21 protein-coding genes are annotated in these 20973 nt (G+C 66.2%); 16 read left to right on the top strand and 5 right to left on the bottom strand.

Annotated features, from left to right (window positions below; translation table 11 throughout):
• Positions 1-23 precede the first annotated feature (23 nt).
• From WKB25_RS18790 to WKB25_RS18760, 7 genes are all read left to right on the top strand, one after another.
• Complete coding sequence (locus WKB25_RS18790; protein ID WP_340572302.1) at positions 24-1181, top strand: MltA domain-containing protein; 1158 nt, start codon at positions 24-26, stop codon at positions 1179-1181.
• Positions 1182-1289: 108 nt separating this feature from the next.
• Positions 1290-1592, top strand: a complete 303-nt coding sequence (locus tag WKB25_RS18785; RefSeq protein ID WP_033832709.1) for a hypothetical protein — start codon at positions 1290-1292, stop codon at positions 1590-1592.
• An 83-nt stretch (positions 1593-1675) separates the two neighbouring features.
• Positions 1676-3721 (top strand): TonB-dependent receptor, encoded by a 2046-nt coding sequence (locus WKB25_RS18780; protein WP_340572300.1) that lies wholly within the window; start codon positions 1676-1678, stop codon positions 3719-3721.
• A 123-nt stretch (positions 3722-3844) separates the two neighbouring features.
• Positions 3845-4906 (top strand): ATP-binding protein, encoded by a 1062-nt coding sequence (locus WKB25_RS18775; RefSeq protein WP_340572298.1) that lies wholly within the window; start codon positions 3845-3847, stop codon positions 4904-4906.
• Positions 4899-6350, top strand: a complete 1452-nt coding sequence (gene ntrC / locus WKB25_RS18770; protein WP_340572297.1) for a nitrogen regulation protein NR(I) — start codon at positions 4899-4901, stop codon at positions 6348-6350. The genes WKB25_RS18775 and ntrC overlap by 8 nt, the downstream gene beginning before the upstream one ends.
• 93 nt (positions 6351-6443) lie before the next feature.
• Positions 6444-7013 carry a superoxide dismutase family protein gene (locus WKB25_RS18765; protein ID WP_229980014.1) on the top strand — a complete coding sequence of 190 codons (570 nt, stop codon included), beginning with the start codon at positions 6444-6446 and terminating at the stop codon, positions 7011-7013.
• Positions 7014-7046: 33 nt separating this feature from the next.
• Complete coding sequence (locus WKB25_RS18760) at positions 7047-7667, top strand: superoxide dismutase family protein (protein ID WP_340572294.1); 621 nt, start codon at positions 7047-7049, stop codon at positions 7665-7667.
• Between the two features lie 112 nt (positions 7668-7779).
• Here the strand turns inward: WKB25_RS18760 and WKB25_RS18755 are convergent, their stop codons facing one another.
• Positions 7780-8667, bottom strand: a complete 888-nt coding sequence (locus WKB25_RS18755; protein ID WP_340572292.1) for a hypothetical protein — start codon at positions 8665-8667, stop codon at positions 7780-7782.
• 93 nt (positions 8668-8760) lie between these two features.
• Here WKB25_RS18755 and WKB25_RS18750 point away from each other — a divergent pair, with 93 nt between their 5' ends.
• Complete coding sequence (locus WKB25_RS18750) at positions 8761-10056, top strand: acetyl-CoA C-acetyltransferase (RefSeq protein ID WP_088100805.1); 1296 nt, start codon at positions 8761-8763, stop codon at positions 10054-10056.
• Between the two features lie 159 nt (positions 10057-10215).
• Here the strand turns inward: WKB25_RS18750 and WKB25_RS18745 are convergent, their stop codons facing one another.
• The 3 genes from WKB25_RS18745 to WKB25_RS18735 all read right to left on the bottom strand — a co-directional run bounded on the left by WKB25_RS18745 (position 10216) and on the right by WKB25_RS18735 (position 13403).
• On the bottom strand, positions 10216-11523 hold the full coding sequence (locus WKB25_RS18745; protein WP_340572290.1) for a heme biosynthesis HemY N-terminal domain-containing protein: 1308 nt from the start codon (positions 11521-11523) through the stop codon (positions 10216-10218).
• Positions 11524-11529: 6 nt separating this feature from the next.
• Entirely contained in the window at positions 11530-12510 is a 981-nt protein-coding gene (locus WKB25_RS18740; protein ID WP_340572288.1) for a uroporphyrinogen-III C-methyltransferase, read from the bottom strand.
• A gap of 104 nt (positions 12511-12614) precedes the next feature.
• Positions 12615-13403, bottom strand: coding sequence for a uroporphyrinogen-III synthase (locus WKB25_RS18735; RefSeq protein WP_340572287.1), 789 nt, complete (start codon positions 13401-13403; stop codon positions 12615-12617).
• Between the two features lie 33 nt (positions 13404-13436).
• On the opposite strand from WKB25_RS18735, the gene WKB25_RS18730 reads away from it, so the two are divergent.
• The 5 genes from WKB25_RS18730 (at position 13437) to WKB25_RS18710 (ending at position 16527) form a co-directional block, all read left to right on the top strand.
• Positions 13437-13904, top strand: coding sequence for a YiiD C-terminal domain-containing protein (locus WKB25_RS18730; protein ID WP_089242022.1), 468 nt, complete (start codon positions 13437-13439; stop codon positions 13902-13904).
• A gap of 32 nt (positions 13905-13936) precedes the next feature.
• On the top strand, positions 13937-14368 hold the full coding sequence (locus WKB25_RS18725; protein ID WP_340572285.1) for a hypothetical protein: 432 nt from the start codon (positions 13937-13939) through the stop codon (positions 14366-14368).
• Positions 14369-14425: 57 nt separating this feature from the next.
• A complete protein-coding gene (locus WKB25_RS18720) occupies positions 14426-14863 on the top strand; it encodes a rhodanese-like domain-containing protein (protein ID WP_025875933.1) in 438 nt (145 codons plus the stop codon).
• Between the two features lie 99 nt (positions 14864-14962).
• The gene (gene secB, locus WKB25_RS18715; RefSeq protein WP_025875931.1) at positions 14963-15481 is read left to right on the top strand and encodes a protein-export chaperone SecB; all 519 of its coding nucleotides are present in this window, start codon (positions 14963-14965) and stop codon (positions 15479-15481) included.
• A 20-nt stretch (positions 15482-15501) separates the two neighbouring features.
• A complete protein-coding gene (locus WKB25_RS18710; protein WP_340572283.1) occupies positions 15502-16527 on the top strand; it encodes an NAD(P)H-dependent glycerol-3-phosphate dehydrogenase in 1026 nt (341 codons plus the stop codon).
• 96 nt (positions 16528-16623) lie between these two features.
• Here the strand turns inward: WKB25_RS18710 and WKB25_RS18705 are convergent, their stop codons facing one another.
• The gene (locus WKB25_RS18705) at positions 16624-17016 is read right to left on the bottom strand and encodes a nuclear transport factor 2 family protein (protein WP_340572281.1); all 393 of its coding nucleotides are present in this window, start codon (positions 17014-17016) and stop codon (positions 16624-16626) included.
• A gap of 890 nt (positions 17017-17906) precedes the next feature.
• On the opposite strand from WKB25_RS18705, the gene WKB25_RS18700 reads away from it, so the two are divergent.
• From WKB25_RS18700 to WKB25_RS18690, 3 genes are all read left to right on the top strand, one after another.
• Positions 17907-19406, top strand: coding sequence for a radical SAM protein (locus WKB25_RS18700; protein WP_340572279.1), 1500 nt, complete (start codon positions 17907-17909; stop codon positions 19404-19406).
• Between the two features lie 22 nt (positions 19407-19428).
• Positions 19429-20643, top strand: coding sequence for a hypothetical protein (locus WKB25_RS18695; RefSeq protein ID WP_340572278.1), 1215 nt, complete (start codon positions 19429-19431; stop codon positions 20641-20643).
• Positions 20644-20784: 141 nt separating this feature from the next.
• Complete coding sequence (locus tag WKB25_RS18690) at positions 20785-20925, top strand: hypothetical protein (protein ID WP_329892326.1); 141 nt, start codon at positions 20785-20787, stop codon at positions 20923-20925.
• The last annotated feature ends 48 nt before the right edge of the window (positions 20926-20973 follow it).

Below are 20973 nucleotides of genomic sequence, written 5' to 3'. Positions count from 1 at the left end.
GGCCGGCACTACACCATGACGGCATGACCGATTCCATCCCGTCGTTCCCACGCATGCGTTGGCCGTTGCTGGCCGTGGCATTGCTTGCCGGCTGTTCCACCACCGGCACCCGTCCTGAAGCCCCTGCCGCAGCAACGCCTGCCGCCACCTACACCAAGGTGGACTGGAAGACGTTGCCGGCCGTATCCAATGCCGACCTGCAGGCAGGTTTCGCCGCGTGGCGCAGCAGCTGCACCCGGTTGAAGAACGATGCGATCTGGGCAAGGCCCTGCGCGACCGCCAGCACCGTGTCCGACAAGGACGCCGCCGCGATCCGCGCATTCCTGCAGCGCGATCTCGATGTCTATTCCCTGCGCGCCGGGGGCCATCGCGCCGACGGCCTGATCACCGGCTACTACGAACCCATCTATCCGGGCAGCCTCACCCGCACCGACAAGGCCACGGTGCCGGTCTATGGCACACCCGATGATCTGGTGGTGGTGCAGTTGGACAGTGTCTATCCCGAATTGAAGGGCAAGCGCCTGCGCGGTCGCGTGGAGGGCAAGGTGCTGAAGCCCTACGACGATGCCGGCAGCATTGCGACAAAGGGCGCCAAGGCTCCGGTGCTGGCCTGGCTGACCGATCCGATGGACCTGCAACTGCTGCAGATCCAGGGTTCGGGGCGGGTGCGCCTGGCCGATGGCAAGCAGGTGCGGCTGGCCTATGCCGAACAGAACGGCCATCCCTATCGCGCGATCGGCCGCTGGCTGGTGGAGCAGGGCGAGCTGAAGAAGGAAGACGTCACCATGGACGCGATCCGCGCGTGGGCGAAGGCGCATCCGGCACGCGTACCGGAACTGCTGCGCAGCAATCCCAGCTACGTGTTCTTCGTGCGCAGCCCGGACAGCCCGGAAGGTCCGCGGGGTTCATTGAACGTGCCGCTGACCGCCGGCTACAGCGTGGCGGTGGATCGCACCGTGGTGCCGCTGGGCAGCCTGCTGTGGCTGTCGACCACGCGCCCGGATGGCACGCCGGTGGTGCGCCCGGTGGCCGCGCAGGATACCGGTGGTGCCATTGCCGGTGAGGTACGCGCCGACCTGTACTGGGGCAGTGGCGATGCCGCCGGCAAGCTGGCCGGCGACATGAAGCAGCAGGGCAATATCTGGATGCTGTGGCCGAAGGGCGTGCCGTTGCCGCAGTAGGTCAGCAGGGGTCAGATCCCCTTCTGCAGGAAAGGGATCTGACCCCATATGCCTGATAATGGCGCCCTCCCGATCTCTCCGGCCGCACCTGCGGCCAGGACAAACGCAATGAAATACGCAAAGAACAACGCAAAATCCAACACGAAGAAGTACTACAAGCACTGGGCCGAATCGGGCCTGGGCAAGGGCAACGTGCTGATGGAAGCCCGTGGCGAGAAGATCGTGCGCCAGGTGGAAATCTACGGGGCCAAGGTCGTGTGGGCCGATGAAACCGGCCAGAGCGATGACCGCTTCGTGCTGGCTGACCAGCCGGTGTCGTTCATGGATTTCGACGAAGACGACGAGATCAGCGCGCGCGAGTTTGAGATCGCCTGGAAGAAGGCCCGGGAAGCCACCGGCTACCCCGTTTAAGGTCGAGGGGCCTGCAGTCGCTGGATGGCTGGTGAAATCGAAATGTTATAAAGTTTCATTTTCAGCCTCCCCCCTGCCTCCCGATGAAGACTTCCACGCTGGTGGCCGCGCTCGCGGCCGCCCCGTTCGCCCCTGAAGCATTCGCCCAGTCCGCCGACGCCGCGCTCACCCTGGGCAAGGTCGATGTGCACCAGCACAGCGAGGGGCAACTGAGCGCGCACCAGGTGCTGACTTCGGTGGACGTGCTGGGCGCGGACCAGATCGAAAGCCGCAACGTGTCACACAGCTGGGAACTGCTCGGGCAGATGCCCGGCATCCAGCTGACCGAAACCCGGCAGGGTGCCGAGTCGGGCAAGGTCAGCTTCCGCGCCTTCAACGGCGAGGGCTACCTCAATGCCATCAAGACGCTGATCGACGGCATCCCCAGCAACGTCAACAGTGGCAACCAGCGCTTCATCGACATGCTGTTTCCGCTGGAAATCAGCTATATCGAAGTGGTGCGCGGTACCAACGACCCGCGCTATGGCCTGCACAACATCGGCGGCAACGTGAACTTCGGCACGCGCCAGGGCGGCACCTACACCGATGCACGACTGGCCTACGGTAGCTACAACACCCGCGACGCGCAGTTGGCGGTGGGCCGCGAAGCCAACGGATTCGCGCAGAACTACTTCGTCGGCACCCAGGCCAGCGACGGCTACCGCGACCACGACAGCTCGAAGAAATACTCACTGGGCGGCAAGTGGTTCTTCGGTTCGCTGGAAGACGGGCTGCGCATCGGCCTGACCGCGCGCGCCTACCACCATGAGGCCGACGAACCCGGTTTCATGACCGCGGAAGAGCTGCACGCCGGCCGCCGCCGCAGCGACCTGCGTAACGCCAACGACGGCGATGACCGCGACATGCGCCAGTTCGCCGCGCACCTGGACATGAAGCTGTCCGACGCGCTCACCTTCGGCACGCGGCTGTACTACAACCGCTATGAAGACGACCGCCGGGTGACCTTCAGCGACCTGCCCAGCGGCAATCTGCCGCGCCAGCGCCGTGTGTGGGATGAGCGCCAGACCGGTCTGCTCGGCACGCTCACCTGGCAGGCCAGCCCCACGCTCACCGTGGAGGGCGGGCTGAACTACGAGCAGCAGGACAACGGCTACCTCCGCGAGCGCTACGCCTACGCAGAACCCACCGATTTCAGCCGTCCACCGGCACGCGTGCAGAACAACGACCGCCACAGCTTCGACAACTCGGGCGCTTACGTGCAGGCGATCTACCAGCCAGCCGACGCATGGAAGATCGTGCCGGCCTACCGCGTGGACCGTTTCAGCGGCCACACCCGGCTGATGAACGGCACCACCGGTCGCCTGCAGGATTACGGCAGCATCGGCCAGCCCAAGCTGAGCGTCATCCACAGCCTGGGTGAGCACACCCACGTCTATGCCAACTGGGGCCGCACGTTCCAGGTGCTGACCGGTTCCACCGCGCCGGCCTACCTCACTCCAGGGCAGGCACCGATGCAGCCGTCCACCAACACCGGCATGGAACTGGGCCTGAAATTCCAGCCCTTCGCTGGCAGCCAGGCACGCCTGGCGGTATGGCAGCAGGACGCGGAAAACGAAGTGTCCAACATGCCGGCCACCGGCACCACGGTCACGCTGGGCAAGACCCGCCGCCGCGGTGTGGATGCGCAGCTCAGCGCGCAGCTGGGAGACGCGTGGACGCTGTGGGCTTCGCATGCCTACCAGGAAGCGAAGATCACCCGCGACGACCGCGCGCCCGGCGTGTCCCTGCAGGGACGCGAAGTCGCGGCCACGCCGCGCCACATCAGCAACCTCGGTCTGGACTACCAGGCCAGCGATGCCCTGCAGCTGGGCCTGCAGGCGCGTGCGCAGAGTGATTACTACCTGGAAGAGCGCAACGTCACGGGCAAGTTCGGTGGCTTCGCCGTGCTCGACCTCAGCGCCAGGTACCAGATCACCCCGGCCTGGAGCGTGGACCTGCAGCTGAAGAACGTCACCGGCCGCGAGTATGCCTACGCGTGGTACGACAGCTTCTTCTGGGACAGCGCCCGGCCGATGTTCTCGCCCGCCCCGGGCCGCGCAGTCTTCATCGGCCTCAACATGAAGCTGTAACCGCAACGCTGGTAGCGGTCGAGCTTGCTCGACCAGCGCAAGTGGTCTGCGCAAGGGGTCAGATCCCTTTACGCAAGGAAAGGGCGCTGACCCCGTGCCCCTGTTTTGCACTACATTGGTGCAATGTCCGACCCTGCACCCCCGCCGTCCCTCGATGCCCTCGGCACGCCGCTGGCCTGGTCCGGGCCCGATGGCCGCATCGCCGGCTGTAATCCGGCCTTCGCGCGCTGGCTGGGCGTCAGCGGCCGGCGCCTGCTCGGCCAGCCGTTGGCCGCGCTGGAAGTGCAGGGCGAGGCGCTGGCCCATTTCCTGGCTCGCGACGAGCGCGACAGCCTGCGCCTGAACCGGCTGGCGCTGGCCTTGCCCGGCGAGGCGGCGCGTTTCGCCGAAGGCTGGATGAGCCGCCGCGACGATGGCGGTTGGCTGCTGGAGGCGCATCCGGTCGATGAGTTTCCCGGGCTGGACCCGACCCAGGCCCTGCCCAGTGCGCTCAGTGCGGCGCTGAAGGGCCTGGCGCATGAACTGCGCAATCCGCTGGCCGGGTTGAAGGGGGCCGCACAGCTGCTGGCGCGCCGCGCGGCCCAGCGCGACGCCAGCGAACGCGAACTGATCGATCTGATCGGCTCGGAGATCGAGCGGCTCAATGGCCTGCTGGAGCAGCTTCTGTCACCGGCGCCGGCCGCACCGCATGCGGCACTGAACATCCACGCCGCGTTGGAGCGCGTACTGCGCCTGGCCGAAAACGAGGCCGGCTGGGCGGTGCGCCTGCAGCGCGATTACGATCCCAGCATCCCCGAGTTCGACGGCGACGCCGACCGCCTCACCCAGGCGGTATGGAACCTGGTGCGCAATGCCATCCAGGCCGGCGCCAGCAACATCACCCTGCGTACCCGTGTTGAACACGGGGTGCGCATCGCCGAACAGCTGCACACCCTGGCATTGCGCCTGGAAATCGCCGACGACGGTCGTGGCGTGCCCGAGGAACTGGCCGAACACCTGTTCCTGCCGTTGGTCAGTGGCCGCGCCGAAGGCACTGGCCTGGGCCTTGCGCTGGCCCAGCAGGTCGCACGCGAACATCGCGGCACGCTGACCTACCGGTCGCGTCCGGGCCATACCGTATTCACCCTGCTGCTGCCGATCGGCAGCGGCACCGTTGCCGCCGAGGAGACCCCGCGCGATGTCTGAGTCTTCCTCGTCGTCCCCGCCGTGCATCTGGGTGGTCGATGATGACCGTGCCGTGCGCTTCGTGCTGTGCACTGCGCTGCGCGAGGCGGGCTACCAGGTGGTCGACTTCGACAGCGCTGCACCCGCATTGAAAGCATTGGCCGAAAGCCCGCCGCCGGCGCTGCTGTTCACCGACGTGCGCATGCCCGGCGACGATGGCCTGGTGCTGCTGGACAAGCTCAAGGCTGCGCTGCCGCAGCTGCCGGTGGTGGTGATGTCGGCTTACACCGATGTCGCCAGTACTGCCGGTGCATTCCGTGGCGGTGCGCATGAGTTCCTGTCCAAACCGTTCGACCTGGACGATGCAGTGGCGCTGGCCCAGCGCGTGCTGCCTGCAGTGGCGCCAGCCCTGGCCGCGCCCACTCCGGCCGCAGACGCGCCCAGCGACCAACCGCCGCAGCTGGTGGGCGACACGCCACCGATGCGCGCGCTGTTCCGCGCCATCGGCCGCCTCGCGCAGGCGCCGCTTGCGGTGTTGATCATCGGCGAGACCGGCACCGGCAAGGAGCTGGTGGCCAATGCGCTGCACCGCGAATCACCGCGTGCGCAGCATCCGTTCGTCGCGCTGAACACCGCCGCGATTCCCGCCGAGTTGCTGGAAAGCGAGCTGTTCGGCCACGAGGCGGGTGCGTTCACCGGCGCGCAACGGCGCCACATCGGCCGCTTCGAGCAGGCCAACGGCGGCACCCTGTTCCTCGATGAAATCGGCGACATGCCATTGCCGCTGCAGACGCGCTTGCTGCGTGTGCTCGCGCAGGGGGAATTCTTCCGTGTGGGTGGACGCGAACTGATCCGCGTCGATGTGCGCGTGGTCGCCGCCACCCACCAGGATCTGGAAGGCCTGGTCGCGCAGGGAAAATTCCGTGCCGACCTGCTGCACCGCCTGGACGTGGTGCGCCTGCAGCTGCCGCCGCTGCGCGAACGCCGCGAGGACATCGCGCAGCTGGCCACCACCTTCCTGGCCGCGGCTGCACGCAAGCTCGATACACCGCCCAAGCGCTTGACCGCAGCCGCATTGCAGGCGCTGCGCGAGCACGACTGGCCGGGCAACGTCCGCGAACTGGAGAACGTGTGCTGGCGCATGGCTGCACTGGCTGCTGCAGACACGATTGGCGTGGCCGATGTCGATACCGCACTCAACCGCACCCGCAGCCGGCGCAGCAGCACAGCCGCCGATGATCCGGGCCAATGGGAAGCGCTGCTGTCCGAATGGGCACGCCGGCAGCTGGCCGAAGGCACCGAGGGCCTGCACGCACGGGTACGCGAACGGGTCGACCACGCCCTGTTGGAGGCCGCGCTGCAGATCACCCACGGTCGTCGCGCCGAAGCTGCCGCGCGGCTGGGCCTCGGCCGCAATACGCTTACCCGCAAGTTGGGCGCCGGTCGCCGTCGCGGCGGCCATTGAACGGTGCCTGCACGTGATCCTCGCACCCGCTTGCCGAACTGTTGATCCTCCATGGACGATGCCGTCCGTAGTGTTACCTGCAAGGAGTCCTCGATGCGTTTGTCCTTCGCCCTTCTGCCGCTGTCTGCCGCCGTGCTCCTGTCTGCCTGTGGCAGCGCACCGAAGAAGCCGCAGCCCACACCGCCTCCGGCAACGGTGGTCAGCACCGCCAAGCAGGCCGAAGCCAACCTGGCGCCTGCCTCGGCCAGCATCGTCAGTGGCCGCCTGGCGTTGATGGTGGAACCCGGCGGCGTGCACCTCACCGGTCTGGTGGGAGGCCTGCAGCCGATGCAGCAGGCCGGTTTCCACATCCATGAGCGCGGTGACTGCAGCGCGGTGGACGCCAGCAGCGCCGGCAACCACTTCAATCCCGCCGGTGTCGCGCACGGTCGTGCCGGCAGTGGCAAGCATCACCTGGGCGACATCGACAACCTGCAGGCCGATGCGCAGGGCCGTGCCAACATCGATGTGCATCTGAAGGGCGTTACCCTGGGCGGAGGCGCCGCCACGGATATCGCCGGACGTGCACTGGTGGTGCATGCCAAGGCCGACGACTATCGCAGCCAGCCCGCCGGCAATGCCGGCGTCCGCATCGCCTGCGGCGTGATCCGGGTAACCCGCTGATCACGTCACCGGCATTTTCCAAGGAGAGTTTCCATGCGTCTGATCCACACTTCGCTGTTCGCAGCCATCGCTGCACTGGGCCTGGCCGCCTGCAACCAGCAGCCGGCAGCACCGGCCACCGAAACCCCGGCGGCCACCCCGGCCGAAGGCACGGCCGCCCCGGCTGAGCCGGCCGCAGCCCCGGCAGCAACCACCGAAACCTCGGCCACTGCCGAACTGGCACCGACCCAGGGCAATGAAACCAAGGGCTCGATCACCTTCAAGCTGGTCGACGGCAAGGTGCACGCATCCGGCCAGATCACCGGCCTGAAGCCGGGCAGCGAGCACGGATTCCATATCCACGAGAAGGGTGACTGCAGCGCGCCCGACGGCATGAGCGCCGGCGGCCACTTCAATCCGGGCAAGCAGGACCACGGCAACGTGGCCACCGATCCGCACCACGGCGGTGACATGCCCAACATCAAGGCCGACGACAAGGGCGTAGCCACCATCGACAGCCCGGTGTCGAGCAACGTCAACATCGGCAAGGGTGATGATTTCGACATCATCGGCCGCGGCCTGATCGTCCACGCCGACGCAGACGACTACAAGACCCAGCCGACCGGCAACGCCGGTGCGCGACTGGCCTGTGCGGTGATCAGCAAGGCCCCGTAAGAAAACGGAAAACGCCGGCGCAAGCCGGCGTTTTCCCTTGGGGTAGTGCCGGCCGGTGGCCGGAATTCGAAATTCTGGTGGCTGCCGGCCAGCGGCCGGCACTACCACCAGATCAGCGCGCCAGCAGTTCGCGCGCGTTCTGCCCAGCCTCGCAATGCACGAACAGCACCGGCACACCGTGCGCTTCCAGCACTGCGGCCATCTGCCGCTGGCGCATCAGGAACTGCTCGTAGATGCCCTGCAGTCGCTCGCAGTCGCCCTTGCCGTGGTTGTAATGGGCGCACCAGCCGGCCGGGTCGAACAGCGCCATGCGCGCTTCGCCCTGCGTATAGCGCAACAACGGCTCGGGCGCGTCACTCAGCCACTCGTCCTGGCCCGGGGCCATGATCGCGGTTTCAATCAGCGGCCACAGCGCGGCCAGGCCTTGGTTGTCGTACTGCATCGACATCATTGCGGCCAGGTCGTTCACGGTGAAATAGCGCGCGTGCTCGACGCGCGCACCGAACGTGTTCTGCGCCATCAGCGCGGTATCGGCATGGGCCATGCCATTGGCCAGCAGCACGTCTTCCAGTGCATCGGCCACGGCCGCCGTGGTTGCCACCTCGCTGCCGGTCAGCAGGAACGGCACCACCCGCAGGCCACCGCCAACCAAGCTGGCGTCGGCCTGGAACGGCAGCGGCACATCACCGTTGGCATCGGCACCGAAGGCCAGCACGCGCGGGCCCTGGTTGCGGCCGGGCGCACGCATCTGCAGTTCTTCCAGGCGGCGATGGATCGGCCAGCCCGGGCGAAGCACTTCGGCCGGATCGAAATGGGCGGCGGCGAACACCAGGTCCAGCTCGGCCACCTGGGGCACCAGCTTGGACAGGTCGCGGCCGACGCGTTCGGCCAGTTCACCGGCCTGTTCAGCGCTGAGCACTGCCCGGCGGGGGATTTCGCCGCCGGCCAGTTCCAGGGCCAGCACGCCAAGGGCATTCATCGCAGGGTCGGGTTTGCTCATGGTTCCACGGTTGGCCCATCACAGGGCGGCAGCTACACTTGGCCCCATTATGCCTGCTCTGTCGTGCAGGCCATGTTGCAGACACCCTCATCCATGCCAGGTATCTCCATGCCCAACGCTCGTCCCGTCGCCATACTCGGTGGCGTCCGCATTCCGTTCTGCCGCCAGAACACCGCGTATTCGGATGTCGGCAACCTCGGCATGTCGGTGCGCACGCTGGGAGCGCTGGTCGAGCGCTTCGGCCTGCACGGCCAGCAGCTGGGCGAAGTGGCGATGGGTGCGGTCATCAAGCACTCCAGCGACTGGAACCTGGGCCGCGAAGCGACGCTGTCCTCGGGCCTGTCGCCGTTGACCCCCGGCATCACCCTGCAGCGCGCCTGCGGCACCTCGCTGGACAGCATCATCACGGTTGCCAACAAGATTGCGCTGGGCCAGATCGAGTCCGGCATCGGCGGCGGTTCGGATACCACTTCCGACGTGCCGATCGTGTACGGCAAGAAGCTGCGTGCGCGCCTGCTTGCGGCCAACCGTGCCAAGAGCACCGGCGACAAGATCCGCGCGCTGACCTCCGGCTTCAAGTTCGCCGAGCTCAAGCCGGAGTTCCCGGGCGTGGCCGAGCCGCGTACCGGCAAGAGCATGGGCGACCATTGCGAGGACATGGCCAAGGAGTGGAACATCTCGCGCGACTCGCAGGACGAGTGGGCGGTGTCCTCGCACAAGAAGCTGGCTGCCGCCTATGAGCGCGGCTTCTTCAACGACCTGATCGCACCGTTCCGCGGCGTCGAGCGCGACAACATCCTGCGCGCCGATACCTCGCTGGAAAAGCTGGCGACGCTGAAGCCGGCCTTCGACAAGGTGTCCGGCCGCGGCACCCTGACTGCTGCCAATTCCACCCCGCTGACCGACGGCGCCGCCGCCGTGCTGCTGGCCAGCGAAGAGTGGGCGCGGGCGCATGGCCACGAGCCGCAGGCCTACCTGCGCGATGCACACGTGTCGGCCGTCGATTTCGTGCACGGCGAAGGCCTGTTGATGGCACCGACCGTGGCCGTGCCGGAGATGCTCAAGCGCAACGGCCTGACCCTGCAGGACTTCGACATCTACGAGATCCACGAAGCCTTCGCCGCACAGGTGCTGTGCACCCTGCGTGCGTGGGAGAGCGAGGATTATTGCCGCAACCGCCTGGGTCTGGATGCACCGATGGGTCGCATCGATCCGGACAAGATCAACCTGCTGGGTTCGTCGCTGGCCACCGGTCACCCGTTCGCCGCCACCGGCGCACGCGTGATCGCCACGGCGGCCAAACAGCTGGCCGAGCGCGGCGGTGGCCGTGCGCTGGTGTCGATCTGCACCGCTGGTGGCATGGGCGTGGTGGCGATCGTCGAACGTTGATGCGACTGCTCTGGTAGATGCCAAGCTCGCTTGGCACTGCTCGAAGAGCATCCACGCATGGCGTGGATCTACACACAAGAACGCCGCCCGATGGGCGGCGTTTTCGTTGATTGCATCCTCTGGGGGGGCCGACCGTTGGTCGGCACCCACCAGCCATGGTTACGGCAATCGCGGGTTGCCGAACGCGTCGCGTTCCTCGTTGGCGTCATACACCGGCGGCAACGGTGCAATCGGCTGCTCTTCGACGGTTGCATGCAGCGGCGGGTCGACCACTGCTGCCGATGCCCGCACCAGCGCCACGCTGTCTTCGCCGCGCTGCAGGCGCAGTGCGTTGGTCAGGCACTGAGCGGCCAGCGCGTGCTCGCCACGTTGTACGAAGGCTTCGCCCAGCGCTTCCCATGCAGGTGCACCGGCACCGGCGGCGATGGCTTCATGCAGGAACGCGTCGGCGGCGTCCCATTGCTGCTGCGCCAGCGCGATGCGGCCCTGGGCCAGGCGCAGGGCGGCCGAATCGTCGTGCACGTTACGCCAGCGCTGCAGGTTCGCCTGGCGTGTAGCCAGACGCTCGGCCGGCAGGCGACCGTACAACGCCACCAGTTCGTCATTCCAGCGATGGTCCAGCGCCTGCTCAAGCGCCAGCAGTGCCGGTTCGTCCCAGTCCAGTGCAACCGCACGGGTGGCGTAGGCGGCAACTACGTCCGGGGTCGGTCGCAGCGCCTTCGGCGTGGCTTCCCATTGCGTAGCCAGTGCGTTGACGTCGCCTGCTTCCAGCAGTGCCTGCGCGGCCAGGCGTGCTTCCAGTTCGCTGCTGGCCTCGGCCGGCAGCACCTTGGTCTGGCGCAGTGCGCCCAGCTGGCCATAAGCCTCGTGCGCGCGGCCAGCGCGTGCCAGCGCTTCGGTACGCAGCCACAGACCGCGCGGCGGTAGCGGCTGGATCGCCGCCACGTCCAGCGCGTTGATCGCATCCACCGGCAGATCGTTGGCCAGCAGCTGCTCGGCACGCAGCAGTGCCTGCAACGTCGCATCGCTTTCGCCCAGACGCTGCAGCAGCGCCTCGGCAGCGGGTGCATCGGCCCGCACCTGCGCACTGCGCACGGCATTGGCCAGGGCAACCCCGCTGACTTCTGGATCCTTGGCGGCGCCGTCCAGCAGCTTCTCCGCGCGCTGCCATTGGCCATGTTCGTACGCCAGCAGACCATCGATCAGGCGCACCCGGCCCTGCTTGCGGCGGTAGCGGCCCCAGGCACGGAAGGGTGCGGCGATCAGGCTCCACAGCAGCCACAGCACCAGCACGCCGATCACCGACAGCAGCGCCACCTTCGGCAGGTTGCTGTGGTAGTCGTAGCCGGCGTAGCGCAGTGTTACTTCGCCGTAGCGGTTCAGGTCATCGGTGCCGAGCCATTGCGCGGCAACCACGCCAATGGCCACTGCCAGTAACAGCACGACCAGTGATTGCAGGGGTTTCATACGGGCTTACCTCCGGTCGGTCTGGGTACGCAGTTGTTGCAGGGTGCTGCCAAGCACGGTGTCATCGGCCTGCAATGGCAGCGTGCGCAGGGCATGGAGTTCAGCACGTTGCGCGCGCAGGTCCGGTGAATCCGGCCACCGCCGCTGCGCCCAGAGATCGATTCTGTTCAGCGCGGCATCGCGGCCGCTGCCGTCGCCGCGCTCGATCGCGGCGCGGGCGAGCGTCAGTTCCAGCTGCAGCGCCGTGTCGATGGTGGTGCGTTCGGCCGAGGTCAACGGACCGTTCAAGTGGCTCGGGGTGATGTCCACGAAGGGCGCCAGCGCGGCCTGCCACCACGGTTTTGCGGTGTTGTCGGCCGGCGTCTGCGCGATCTGCGAAGGCAGGCCCTGCAGCGCCTTGCCCAGCGCGTCCAGGCGTTGCAGCGACTGCACGCGAGGGCCCGCGCCCAACGCATCCAGTGCGTTGCGTTCTTGCACCAGTGCCTGGCGCAGGTTCAGCCCGTCGCTGTCGGGAAGATCGGCCAGTGCGGTGGCGGCCAGCGCATATAGCCGACGCGAGCCGTCCACGTCATCGGCGAAGGCCAGACGCTGCGCGGCCTGGGTCAGCAGCAGTTCGGCCTCATCGCGCTGCACCGCCTGGCGGCCCTGGTTGGCGCTGTCGGCCAGCTTGGCCAGATTCTCCTCCAGCAGGGCACTGCGCTGTGACAGGCCCAGCACTTCGTCGCGCAGCACCCGGTTGGTGGTGGCCGCATCCTGCAGGCGCTGGCTGGCGGCGCGCTGGTCGCGGCGCAGGGCCTCGACCGTGTCCTCCAGCCCCTTCAGCTGCACGGCGGTGGTCTGCGCCAGCGCAAGCTGGTCGCTCTGCTGCTTCTGCCAATAGCGGTAACCGGCATAGCCGCCCGCGCCCAGCACCGCCAGCGCGGCAAGCGGCAGCAGCCAGCGCATGGGGCGATGGGGCGATGGAGCGGGCGGCAGAGTGTCGTTCATCGGGCTTCCTTGTCGGCGGCAACACCGGAACAGATCCGGCAGGCAGCGTTGTGCACAGCATCACTGTTGCCGACGACACCGGCAAGCCGCTGCCGGGTGCCTGTTCAGGTCGCTGCCGGGCCGGTGAGCGCAGCGTGTGCAGCGGCAATCAACTGAAGATGGGTGGGCCCCTCGCTGCGCACTACCCGGGTCAGCCCCAGCGCCTGCGCCTGCACGCCCAGCCGGTCGCTGGCCACCAGCGCGATCGCGTTCGCCTGCAGCCGCTGCTGCCAGTGCGCAGGCAGCTGCTGCCAGAAGCGCTGCAAGGCCTCGCCGCTGCTGATGGCCAGCAGCCAGGGTGTCGGAGAACGGGCCAAACGCGCCAGCATGCGCCGCGACAAGCGCAGCGGCAGCCGTCGGTAAACATCGGCGCGGATGATCTGTGCGCCCGCGGCCTGCAGTTCGGCAGCAATCAGACCACGGCCTCCCGGTGCGGTCACCAGCCCGATCCGCATGCCCCGCACATCGCCCAGCACCGGCAGCGCCAGCAGGCCCTCGCTGTCCATCCGCTGGGGCGCATGGACGTCGGCGACGCCATGCGCCAGCAGCGCACGCGCGGTGCCTTCGCCCACCGTCAGCCACGGGCTGCGCTGCGCTGCTGCCAGCGGTATCAGGCTGGCCGCCGCCGCGACGGCCGCCGGGCTGGTGAACACCACCCGATCGCTGGTCAGCGCCCGTTGCAGTTGCTGGTGCGCAGCGCTGCCCTGCAGACGCTGCAGCCGCCAGGGCGAAAGCGCGACAGTGCGGCCTCCCAGCCCTGCTGCGGCACGGCGCAGCGCCGCCTGCTGACCCTGCGGGCGCAGCGAGATCAGGGTCCAGCCAGTGGGTATCGTATGGTTGGCCATTCCCGTCATTATGCGGGCCCTTTATTGTCGTGGTTGCTGCTGATGGCTGTTGATGCCCTGACCTCTTCGCTGGCTGCCCTGCAGGACGTGCTGGACTGCATGCCAGCGGTCCGCGCGATGCAGATCCGCCTGGATGGCTATGCCGACGGCGTGCTGCGCATCACCGCGCCGCTGGTGGCCAACGTCAATGACAAGGGCAATGCGTTCGGCGGCAGCCTGGCCTCGGTGCTGACCCTGTCCGGCTGGGCGCTGGTCAGCCTGCGCCTGCGCCTGGCCGGCCACGACGCCGAGGTCTACGTGGCCGACAGCAACCTGCGCTACCTGGCGCCGGTCTATGAAGACCTGCATGCCCACGCCGAAGCCACCGGAAGCGGCGCCTGGGACACCTTCCTGGCCACCTTCCGCCAGCGCGGCAAGGCCCGCATCAGCATCGTCGCCACCCAGCCCGGCGCCGATGGCAAGGCCGCGGCTGAATTCAGCGGTCGTTTCGTTGCCTTCGCCAAAGGGTAGGATGGCAGGCTGACGCCCTGCGGAACCCACCGATGCGCCGCCTCATCCAGATCCTCCTGTGTTCCCTGCTGCTGCTCAGCGCCGCTGCCGGTGCTGCCGCCGACGACCTCAGCCGCAAGCAGCGCAAGCTGCTGGAAGAGACCCAGATCGCCTACGGCGCCACCATCCGCTGGGGCAGCATGGATGACGCCATCGCCTATCTGGACCCGCAGCTGCGCAAGTCCAAGCCGCCAACCGAATTCGAGCTCAACCGCTATGCCCAGCTGCGCGTATCGTCCTACCGCGAGCGCAGCACGGCAGCGCTGGAGGGTGGCGTGGTCGAGCGCCGGGTGGAAATCGGGGTGATCAACCAGAACACCCAGGCCGAGCGCACCGTGGTGGTCACCGAGCGCTGGCGCTGGGATCCGGAAGCCAAGCGCTGGTGGCAAAGCGCGGGCCTGCCGGACCTCTGGCAGGGGCAGTGACGGGGCGCGTCCGGCTTGTGCGACAATCGGCGCCCGCTTAATCGACCCGTGACCTGAGTGAATTACGAAGAGTTGCTGGCCTTCGCAGGCCGAAACCCGATGCTGTCCGCGGCCCTGGTCGGCCTGACCGTGGCCCTCATCGTCACCGAAATCCGCCGCCTGTTCCGGGGCTTCAAGGGCATCAAGCCCGCCGAACTGACCCAGCTGATCAACGCGGGCGGCACGGTGGTGGTGGATCTGTCGCCCAGCGCCGATTTCGAAAAGGGCCACATCGCCGGCAGCCGCAGTGCCCAGGCCAGCGCGTTCGGCCCCGAACACAAGCTGGTGGCCAACGCCAAGCAGGCCCCGGTGGTATTGGTGTGCCGCAGCGGCAACGCCTCCGAGACCGCCGCCAAGGCGCTGAAGAAGGCCGGCTTCGAGAAGGTCTTCGTGCTCGACGGCGGCATCCCTGCGTGGCAGCAGGCAGAACTGCCGCTGGTCAAGGGCCGCAACTGATCGCAGGCGGTGGCGGATGTGGCCTTGTTTGCGCCCTCCGCCGCCCCCATCGCAGTAATTCGACCATCGTTTTCATTGCATTCACTGGAGTTACTGGAAATGTCCGAAGAGACCACCAACGGCGCTGTCGCGCCGGTCGATGCCGCCACCGGCCCCGCGTTCACCGTCGAGAAGATCTACGTCAAGGACGTTTCCTTCGAGTCGCCGAATGCTCCGTCGATCTTCAACGACCAGGTGCAGCCGGAACTGCAGCTCAACCTGAACCAGCAGGTCCAGCGTCTGGGCGAGAATGCCTTTGAAGTCGTGCTGGCCGTGACCCTGACCTGCCAGGCCGGCGAGCGCACCGCGTACGTGGCCGAAGTGAAGCAGGCCGGCGTGTTTGGCTTGGTCGGCCTGGACCCGCAGTCGATCGACGTGCTGCTCGGCACCCAGTGCCCGAACATCCTGTTCCCGTACGTGCGCCAGCTGGTCAGCGACCTGATCCAGGCCGGCGGCTTCCCGCCGTTCTTCCTGCAGCCGATCAACTTCGAAGGCCTGTACGCAGAAACCCTGCGCCAGCGCCAGGAGCAGGGCGACGCACCGTCGCTGGCTGACTCCGAGCCGGCCGGCAACGCCTGATCCCGGCCGCGACGTCACGGATGAGCACTACCGCTGACAAGATTGCCGTACTCGGCGCCGGTTCCTGGGGAACCGCGCTGGCGACGCTGCTCGCCCGCCACGGTCGCCAGACCGTGCTGTGGGGGCGCGATGCCGCCGTGGTCGAGGCCATCGACCAGCGCCACGAGAATCCGCGCTACCTGCCAGGCATTCCGTTGCCGGAATCGCTGCGCGCCACTACCGACCTCGCGTCGGCGGTGGAGGGTGCCGCCTGGATCCTGGTGGTGACCCCGTCGCATGCATTCGGTGAAACCGTGCGCGCGCTGGCACCGCTGCGTCCGGCCGGTGCCGGTGTGGCCTGGGCCACCAAGGGTTTCGAGCCTGGCTCTGGCCGCTTCCTGCATGAAGTGGCGCGCGAAGTGCTGGGCGAGGACGTGCCGCTGGCCGTTGTCACCGGGCCGTCGTTCGCCAAGGAAGTGACTCTGGGCCTGCCGACCGCGATCACTGTGCACGGCGAGGTGCCCGAGTTCGCGCAGACCGTGGCCGAGGCGATGCACGGCCCGGCGTTCCGCGCTTACACCGGCGACGACATGGTCGGTGCCGAACTGGGCGGTGCGATGAAGAACGTACTGGCCGTGGCCACCGGCGTCGCCGATGGCATGCAGCTGGGCCTCAACGCCCGTGCCGGCCTGATCACCCGTGGCCTCAACGAGATGCTGCGCCTGGCGGCAGCGATTGGCGCCAAGCCGGAAACGCTGATGGGCCTGGCGGGCCTGGGCGACCTGGTGCTGACCTGCACCGGCGACCTGTCGCGCAACCGCCGCCTGGGCCTGGCCCTGGGCCGCGGGCAGACGCTGCAGGACGCCATCCGCGAGATCGGCCAGGTGGTCGAGTCGGTGCAGACCGCCGACGAAGTGATGCGACAGGCGCGCCGTCATGGCATCGACCTGCCCATCTCCGACCGCGTGCGCGCGGTGCTGCATGGCGAGCAGACTCCGGAAGAAGGATTGCGTGCGCTGTTGGCACGCGAACAGAAACCGGAATATCCGGACACGCTGTTCAAGTGAATCGAAAAACCCCCGGCCCAGCGCCGGGTTTTTTTTTTGCGTGCGCGAAACCCATCCACGCATGGCGTGGATCTACTGTGGAACCCGTAGCGCCCATCATCGCGACCGCGGCGGCGCGTTGGTGTTGTCCATGTCAGAGAAGATCAGCCATGGTCCATCGCCCACGCGCTTCAACGTCAGCGTGAACTTCCCGGTATCGCCCACGTTGTTGCCGTAGGTGTAGGCACCAATGATGTAACCGGTGGTTTCCTCAGCGGCATAGGCCAGCGCACGCAGCCGCAACGGGCTGCTTCCCTGGCCGGCATACGCCGCCTCGATCGCCGCGCGCCCACGCACGGGCGGCTGGTTGCCCTGCAGAATGAATCCGTCCTCGGCGAACAGCGCAGCCAGTGCCTTGGCATCACCGTTGCGCCACGCCTTCTCGTAGTCGCGCAGCACGCGATCCAGTGCAGCCGGTACAACTGCATCGGGAAGTTGTATGGAGGACATGGCGGTGGTCGACTCGTGCCCAATGTTCGATCGCGCCGCCGTCAGGGCCATAAACAGCATCATGGTGTTTATCGAAAGACGCATAAAACTGTGACCTGGCGGTGATGCTTGGCAGCCAGAGTATCAGTCCGAGGGGCGATGAGATCCGGCGAACACACGCACATTGGCATGAACCCTGGTGATGGGAAACCGAAGATGAGCCGGCAAGCGAAACGCTTGGTGGCGAGCTCACCTGTCACGTGGATTCGCTGGCGAGCTGCTTCTTTTCCTTGGTGGCAACAACTTATTTAGCGGACAACTGGGGCTGCAAAGGCTGAAGGCGCTGGGCGCGATGATGACGGTCGCGCAGAACGCAGAGTTGGCGGCTCGGAGATCAAGCCGTTGCGTTCGCCTGCTGAGTGGCCTCAGCGAGATCGGACGCCGTATTACGCATCCAGTGCAGATGCTTTGACAGGTGATGCCGGAATCGTCCTGCTCCCGCGCAGAATGCATGCGTATCCAATCGTCGTGGGTATTCATCGGTGATCGAGGACCTCATTCCTGCTGCGGGAATCTGTGAAGTGCCCCGTGTCACCCCCCCCAAAAAAAAAGCGAGGCAACAGGGTTTACACCGTTCGAAATATATGTATAAATTCAGTCACTGCTCAGCTTTACGAGCCATGGAACGGTTGAACATGATCGGGACGTCCCGCAGTATCCGTTACAAATCGTCGTAATTCCTTAGGTTTCTCCTTCACGCCGCGATAACGCCCGACGGCTTGCCCAGAATCGTCGCCGTCTGCGTGCTTTGGCCAGCAACGCCGTGAATAAAATGTGTTTGGTAGTCGACCGCAGCCCCTGTCCGCGTCGCTTTTGCGTGCGCGTGTCGGACGCAACGAGAAAGGACTTCCATGAGCAATCCGGTCAACGTACTTGTCAAGTCGCCCCTTGACGCGATTCCCATCCTGCTAGTCAGCGATGCGATCGCTTCAAGCGTGGAGCGTTGTAGCCCGTCCAGATTCAATGTCCAGGCCACCACGGCTGAGGGCTGGTTGCTGCTTTGGAATACCTACACAGGCAACATGAATGCGTTCAAGCCAACGCAACGTGACGCCGTGCTCGAGCTCATCTCGCGCCGGGGTGTTGCATCGGATGCGTCGCGGCTGGTTGCTTATCTCACTGACCGAGGCTACCTCGTCCCTGAGAGTGCGGACGAACTTCGGCGCGTGCAACACGCGTTCGGCAAAGAAAGTCACCGCACCGACAAGCTCGAGCTGATCCTGCTGCCATCGGAAGACTGCAATTTCCGGTGTACTTACTGCTATGAGGATTTCCGGCGCGGCACCATGCTGCCCGAGGTGCGTGAAGGAATCCGTAATCTTGTAAGAGCCCGCGCCAAGACCTTGCGCGAGTTGACCGTCAACTGGTTCGGCGGCGAACCGCTGTATGGCATGGAGGCCATCGACGAGCTCGCGCCCTTCTTCGCCGAAATCGCGCAGGAGCATGGGATTTCATACTTCAGCCACATGACGACCAACGGCTTCTTGTTGACTGACGACGTGGCACAGCGGCTGCTGGCGGCGGAGATCACCGACTTCCAGATCACGTTGGACGGTCTGGCCGAGGACCACGACAAGATGCGACCGGCTCGCGATGGGAGCGGGACTTTCGATACCATCTACAAAAACCTGGTCAGCCTGTCACGGCGCCCGGAAGATTACAGCGTCGTCATCCGGGTCAATTTCACCAGCGAAAATGCTCCGAAACTCGAGCCCATGCTCGAGAAACTGCGTGCAGCCTTCGCCGGCGACAACCGCTTTACCATTTCGTTCCATTCGGTCGGGCGCTGGGGCGGTGACAACGACGCGGATCTGGCCGTTTGCGGGCGCGATGAGGCGCAGCATTACCGCATGAAGTTGAAAGCGGCCGCGCGCACGCTCGGGCTGAGGGTGACCAGCGGCTGGATGCCCGGAGCTGGTGTTGGATCGCAGGTCTGCTATGCCGCCAGACCATACAACTTCATCGTGGGTGCCCATGGCGATCTGATGAAGTGCACCATCGACCTCGACAAGCGCGACCGCAACATCGTCGGGACGCTGTCACGCGACGGCACGCTGCAACTGGATCAGGACAAGTTCGCGTTGTGGACCGAGCCGGCTTTCGAACGCGACACCGGCTGTCAGAGCTGCCATATGTTGCCGGCATGTCAGGGTATTCACTGTCCCCAGATCCGCTTCGATACCGGCCGCCGTCCCTGTCCGGGCATTCGCAGGACCGCCAAACAGGAGATGGTGGATTTCTTCGAGGCCAAGCAGGCGCAGCAGCGCAGTGCGGTAGATCTGCTGCCGCTGCCTCTTCCCACTTATGCGGGCGCCACACCCGAGCGCGAGCTCGTTGATGCGGCCAACTGACGCCATGGCGAAGGAACGTACTATGAGCGATGCACGGACGCACTACGAAGACCTGCTTGCCAAGGGCGCGACACACTCGATGATGCACGCGGCCATCCACGCGATGACCGATACCGACCTTGCATCCTATGGTCTGAATGCCTACCGGATGAACCTGATATCGTTGTTCGGCACGCTTTGGTCGCCGCAGCGCGTCGAGGCCACCGCACGGTCCGCGGTGCTGTCCAAGCTGTGGCTTGGATGGGAGTATTACCAGCACTATCTCCCTGGGCAGGGTGTGCTGCCTCCGCCGCCGCACCTGCAGGGTGGCCTGGTCGAACGCGTCCAATCACTGCTTGCACTCGGACGTGGTCTGCTGGTCGCCTCATTTCATCAAGGGCATATGCGGCACATCGCCTCGGACCTTGCCAACGCGGGGCTGCACATGCATTTGCCGCTGGCTACAGACGCCTGGCGGGATTATCACGCTGCCCAGGCCGCGACGCCGGGGGCGGCCATGTGGCAGTACTTCCATTACATCAACGTTGAAGTGCCTGGTGGCGCCTTGGCAATTGCACGAGCTTTGGGGCGTAAGGGGCTGGTGTACTCCACTCTGGACGGCAATACAGGCATGGATGGCCCGCGGGGCACTGAGCGTCGAACGCAGGTGACCATGCATGGCCGCAACGTCATGGTCAAAGATGGCCTGCTGACCATGGCGGCAAAGTTTGGCACGCCGATCCTTCCCGTCATCGCACATTCCGAGGGAGACAGTCGCGTCTGTCGATTCGGCACGGTGCTTGATCCGGGCGGTCGTCTGTCCGGACGCGAAGCGACAGTGTTCGTGGCTGACGCTGCCCAGTCGCTGTACGGGTTGCTGGCCGATGATCTGAGTGAATTCGCCGGAGAGTGGTGTGGTGGGGACCTCTTCCATCAGTGGCGTGTGCCCGAACCGCACGGCGAGATGGATGCGGGGGCGGCGGAGATCATCGTGCGCCAGGTGCTTGAAGGGCATGCGCGCGTGGCCGTCAATCCGAGACGCGCAACCGCACTGGGAAGCTCGGGTGATGTGATGCTGCTCGACGCGCTCAGCATGCGGGGCTACAAGGTTCCGGCCGATGCCGCAGAATTCTTTGACGAAGACATGTCGCAGGCGGTCCGGGGCGATGGCATTCCGCAGGAAGTTGCGGCCCGAGGCGCCGCGTGGCTGCGAGCCATGGTCGGCCGCGACCTGCTGGTGCTGAGCGCGCGACGTTGAACAGGTTTGCTGCCTGCAACGGCAGCGAAGTCCCCGTCTCAGGGCACGCAGAGGCGAGGGAGGGTCGAGGTGAGTGTGCCACCAGCGGTGGGGCGGCTCCGTCCCGCCATCCTTTGAATGGAACTTGAGGAATCCTGCATCATGAACAATGAAACCACTTCCCAGACTGAAGTCCTGCTGGTTGACGAGTTCGAGATCATCGAGCTGGAAGATCGTCTGGAGTTGGCGGGCCGCTGCAATGGACGTTGTGACACCACCCAGCCGGAACTCTCGGCAGGCTAAGCGTTGTCGTCGTTGCGCGGCAGCCTGGAACGAGAAGACGAAGTGCGA

The organism is Stenotrophomonas sp. G106K1 (assembly GCF_037969685.1).
Classification (GTDB): Bacteria; Pseudomonadota; Gammaproteobacteria; order Xanthomonadales; family Xanthomonadaceae; genus Stenotrophomonas; species Stenotrophomonas lactitubi.
The sequence above is the reverse complement of the archived record's forward strand: the minus strand, read 5'-3'. Positions and strand labels throughout refer to the sequence as shown.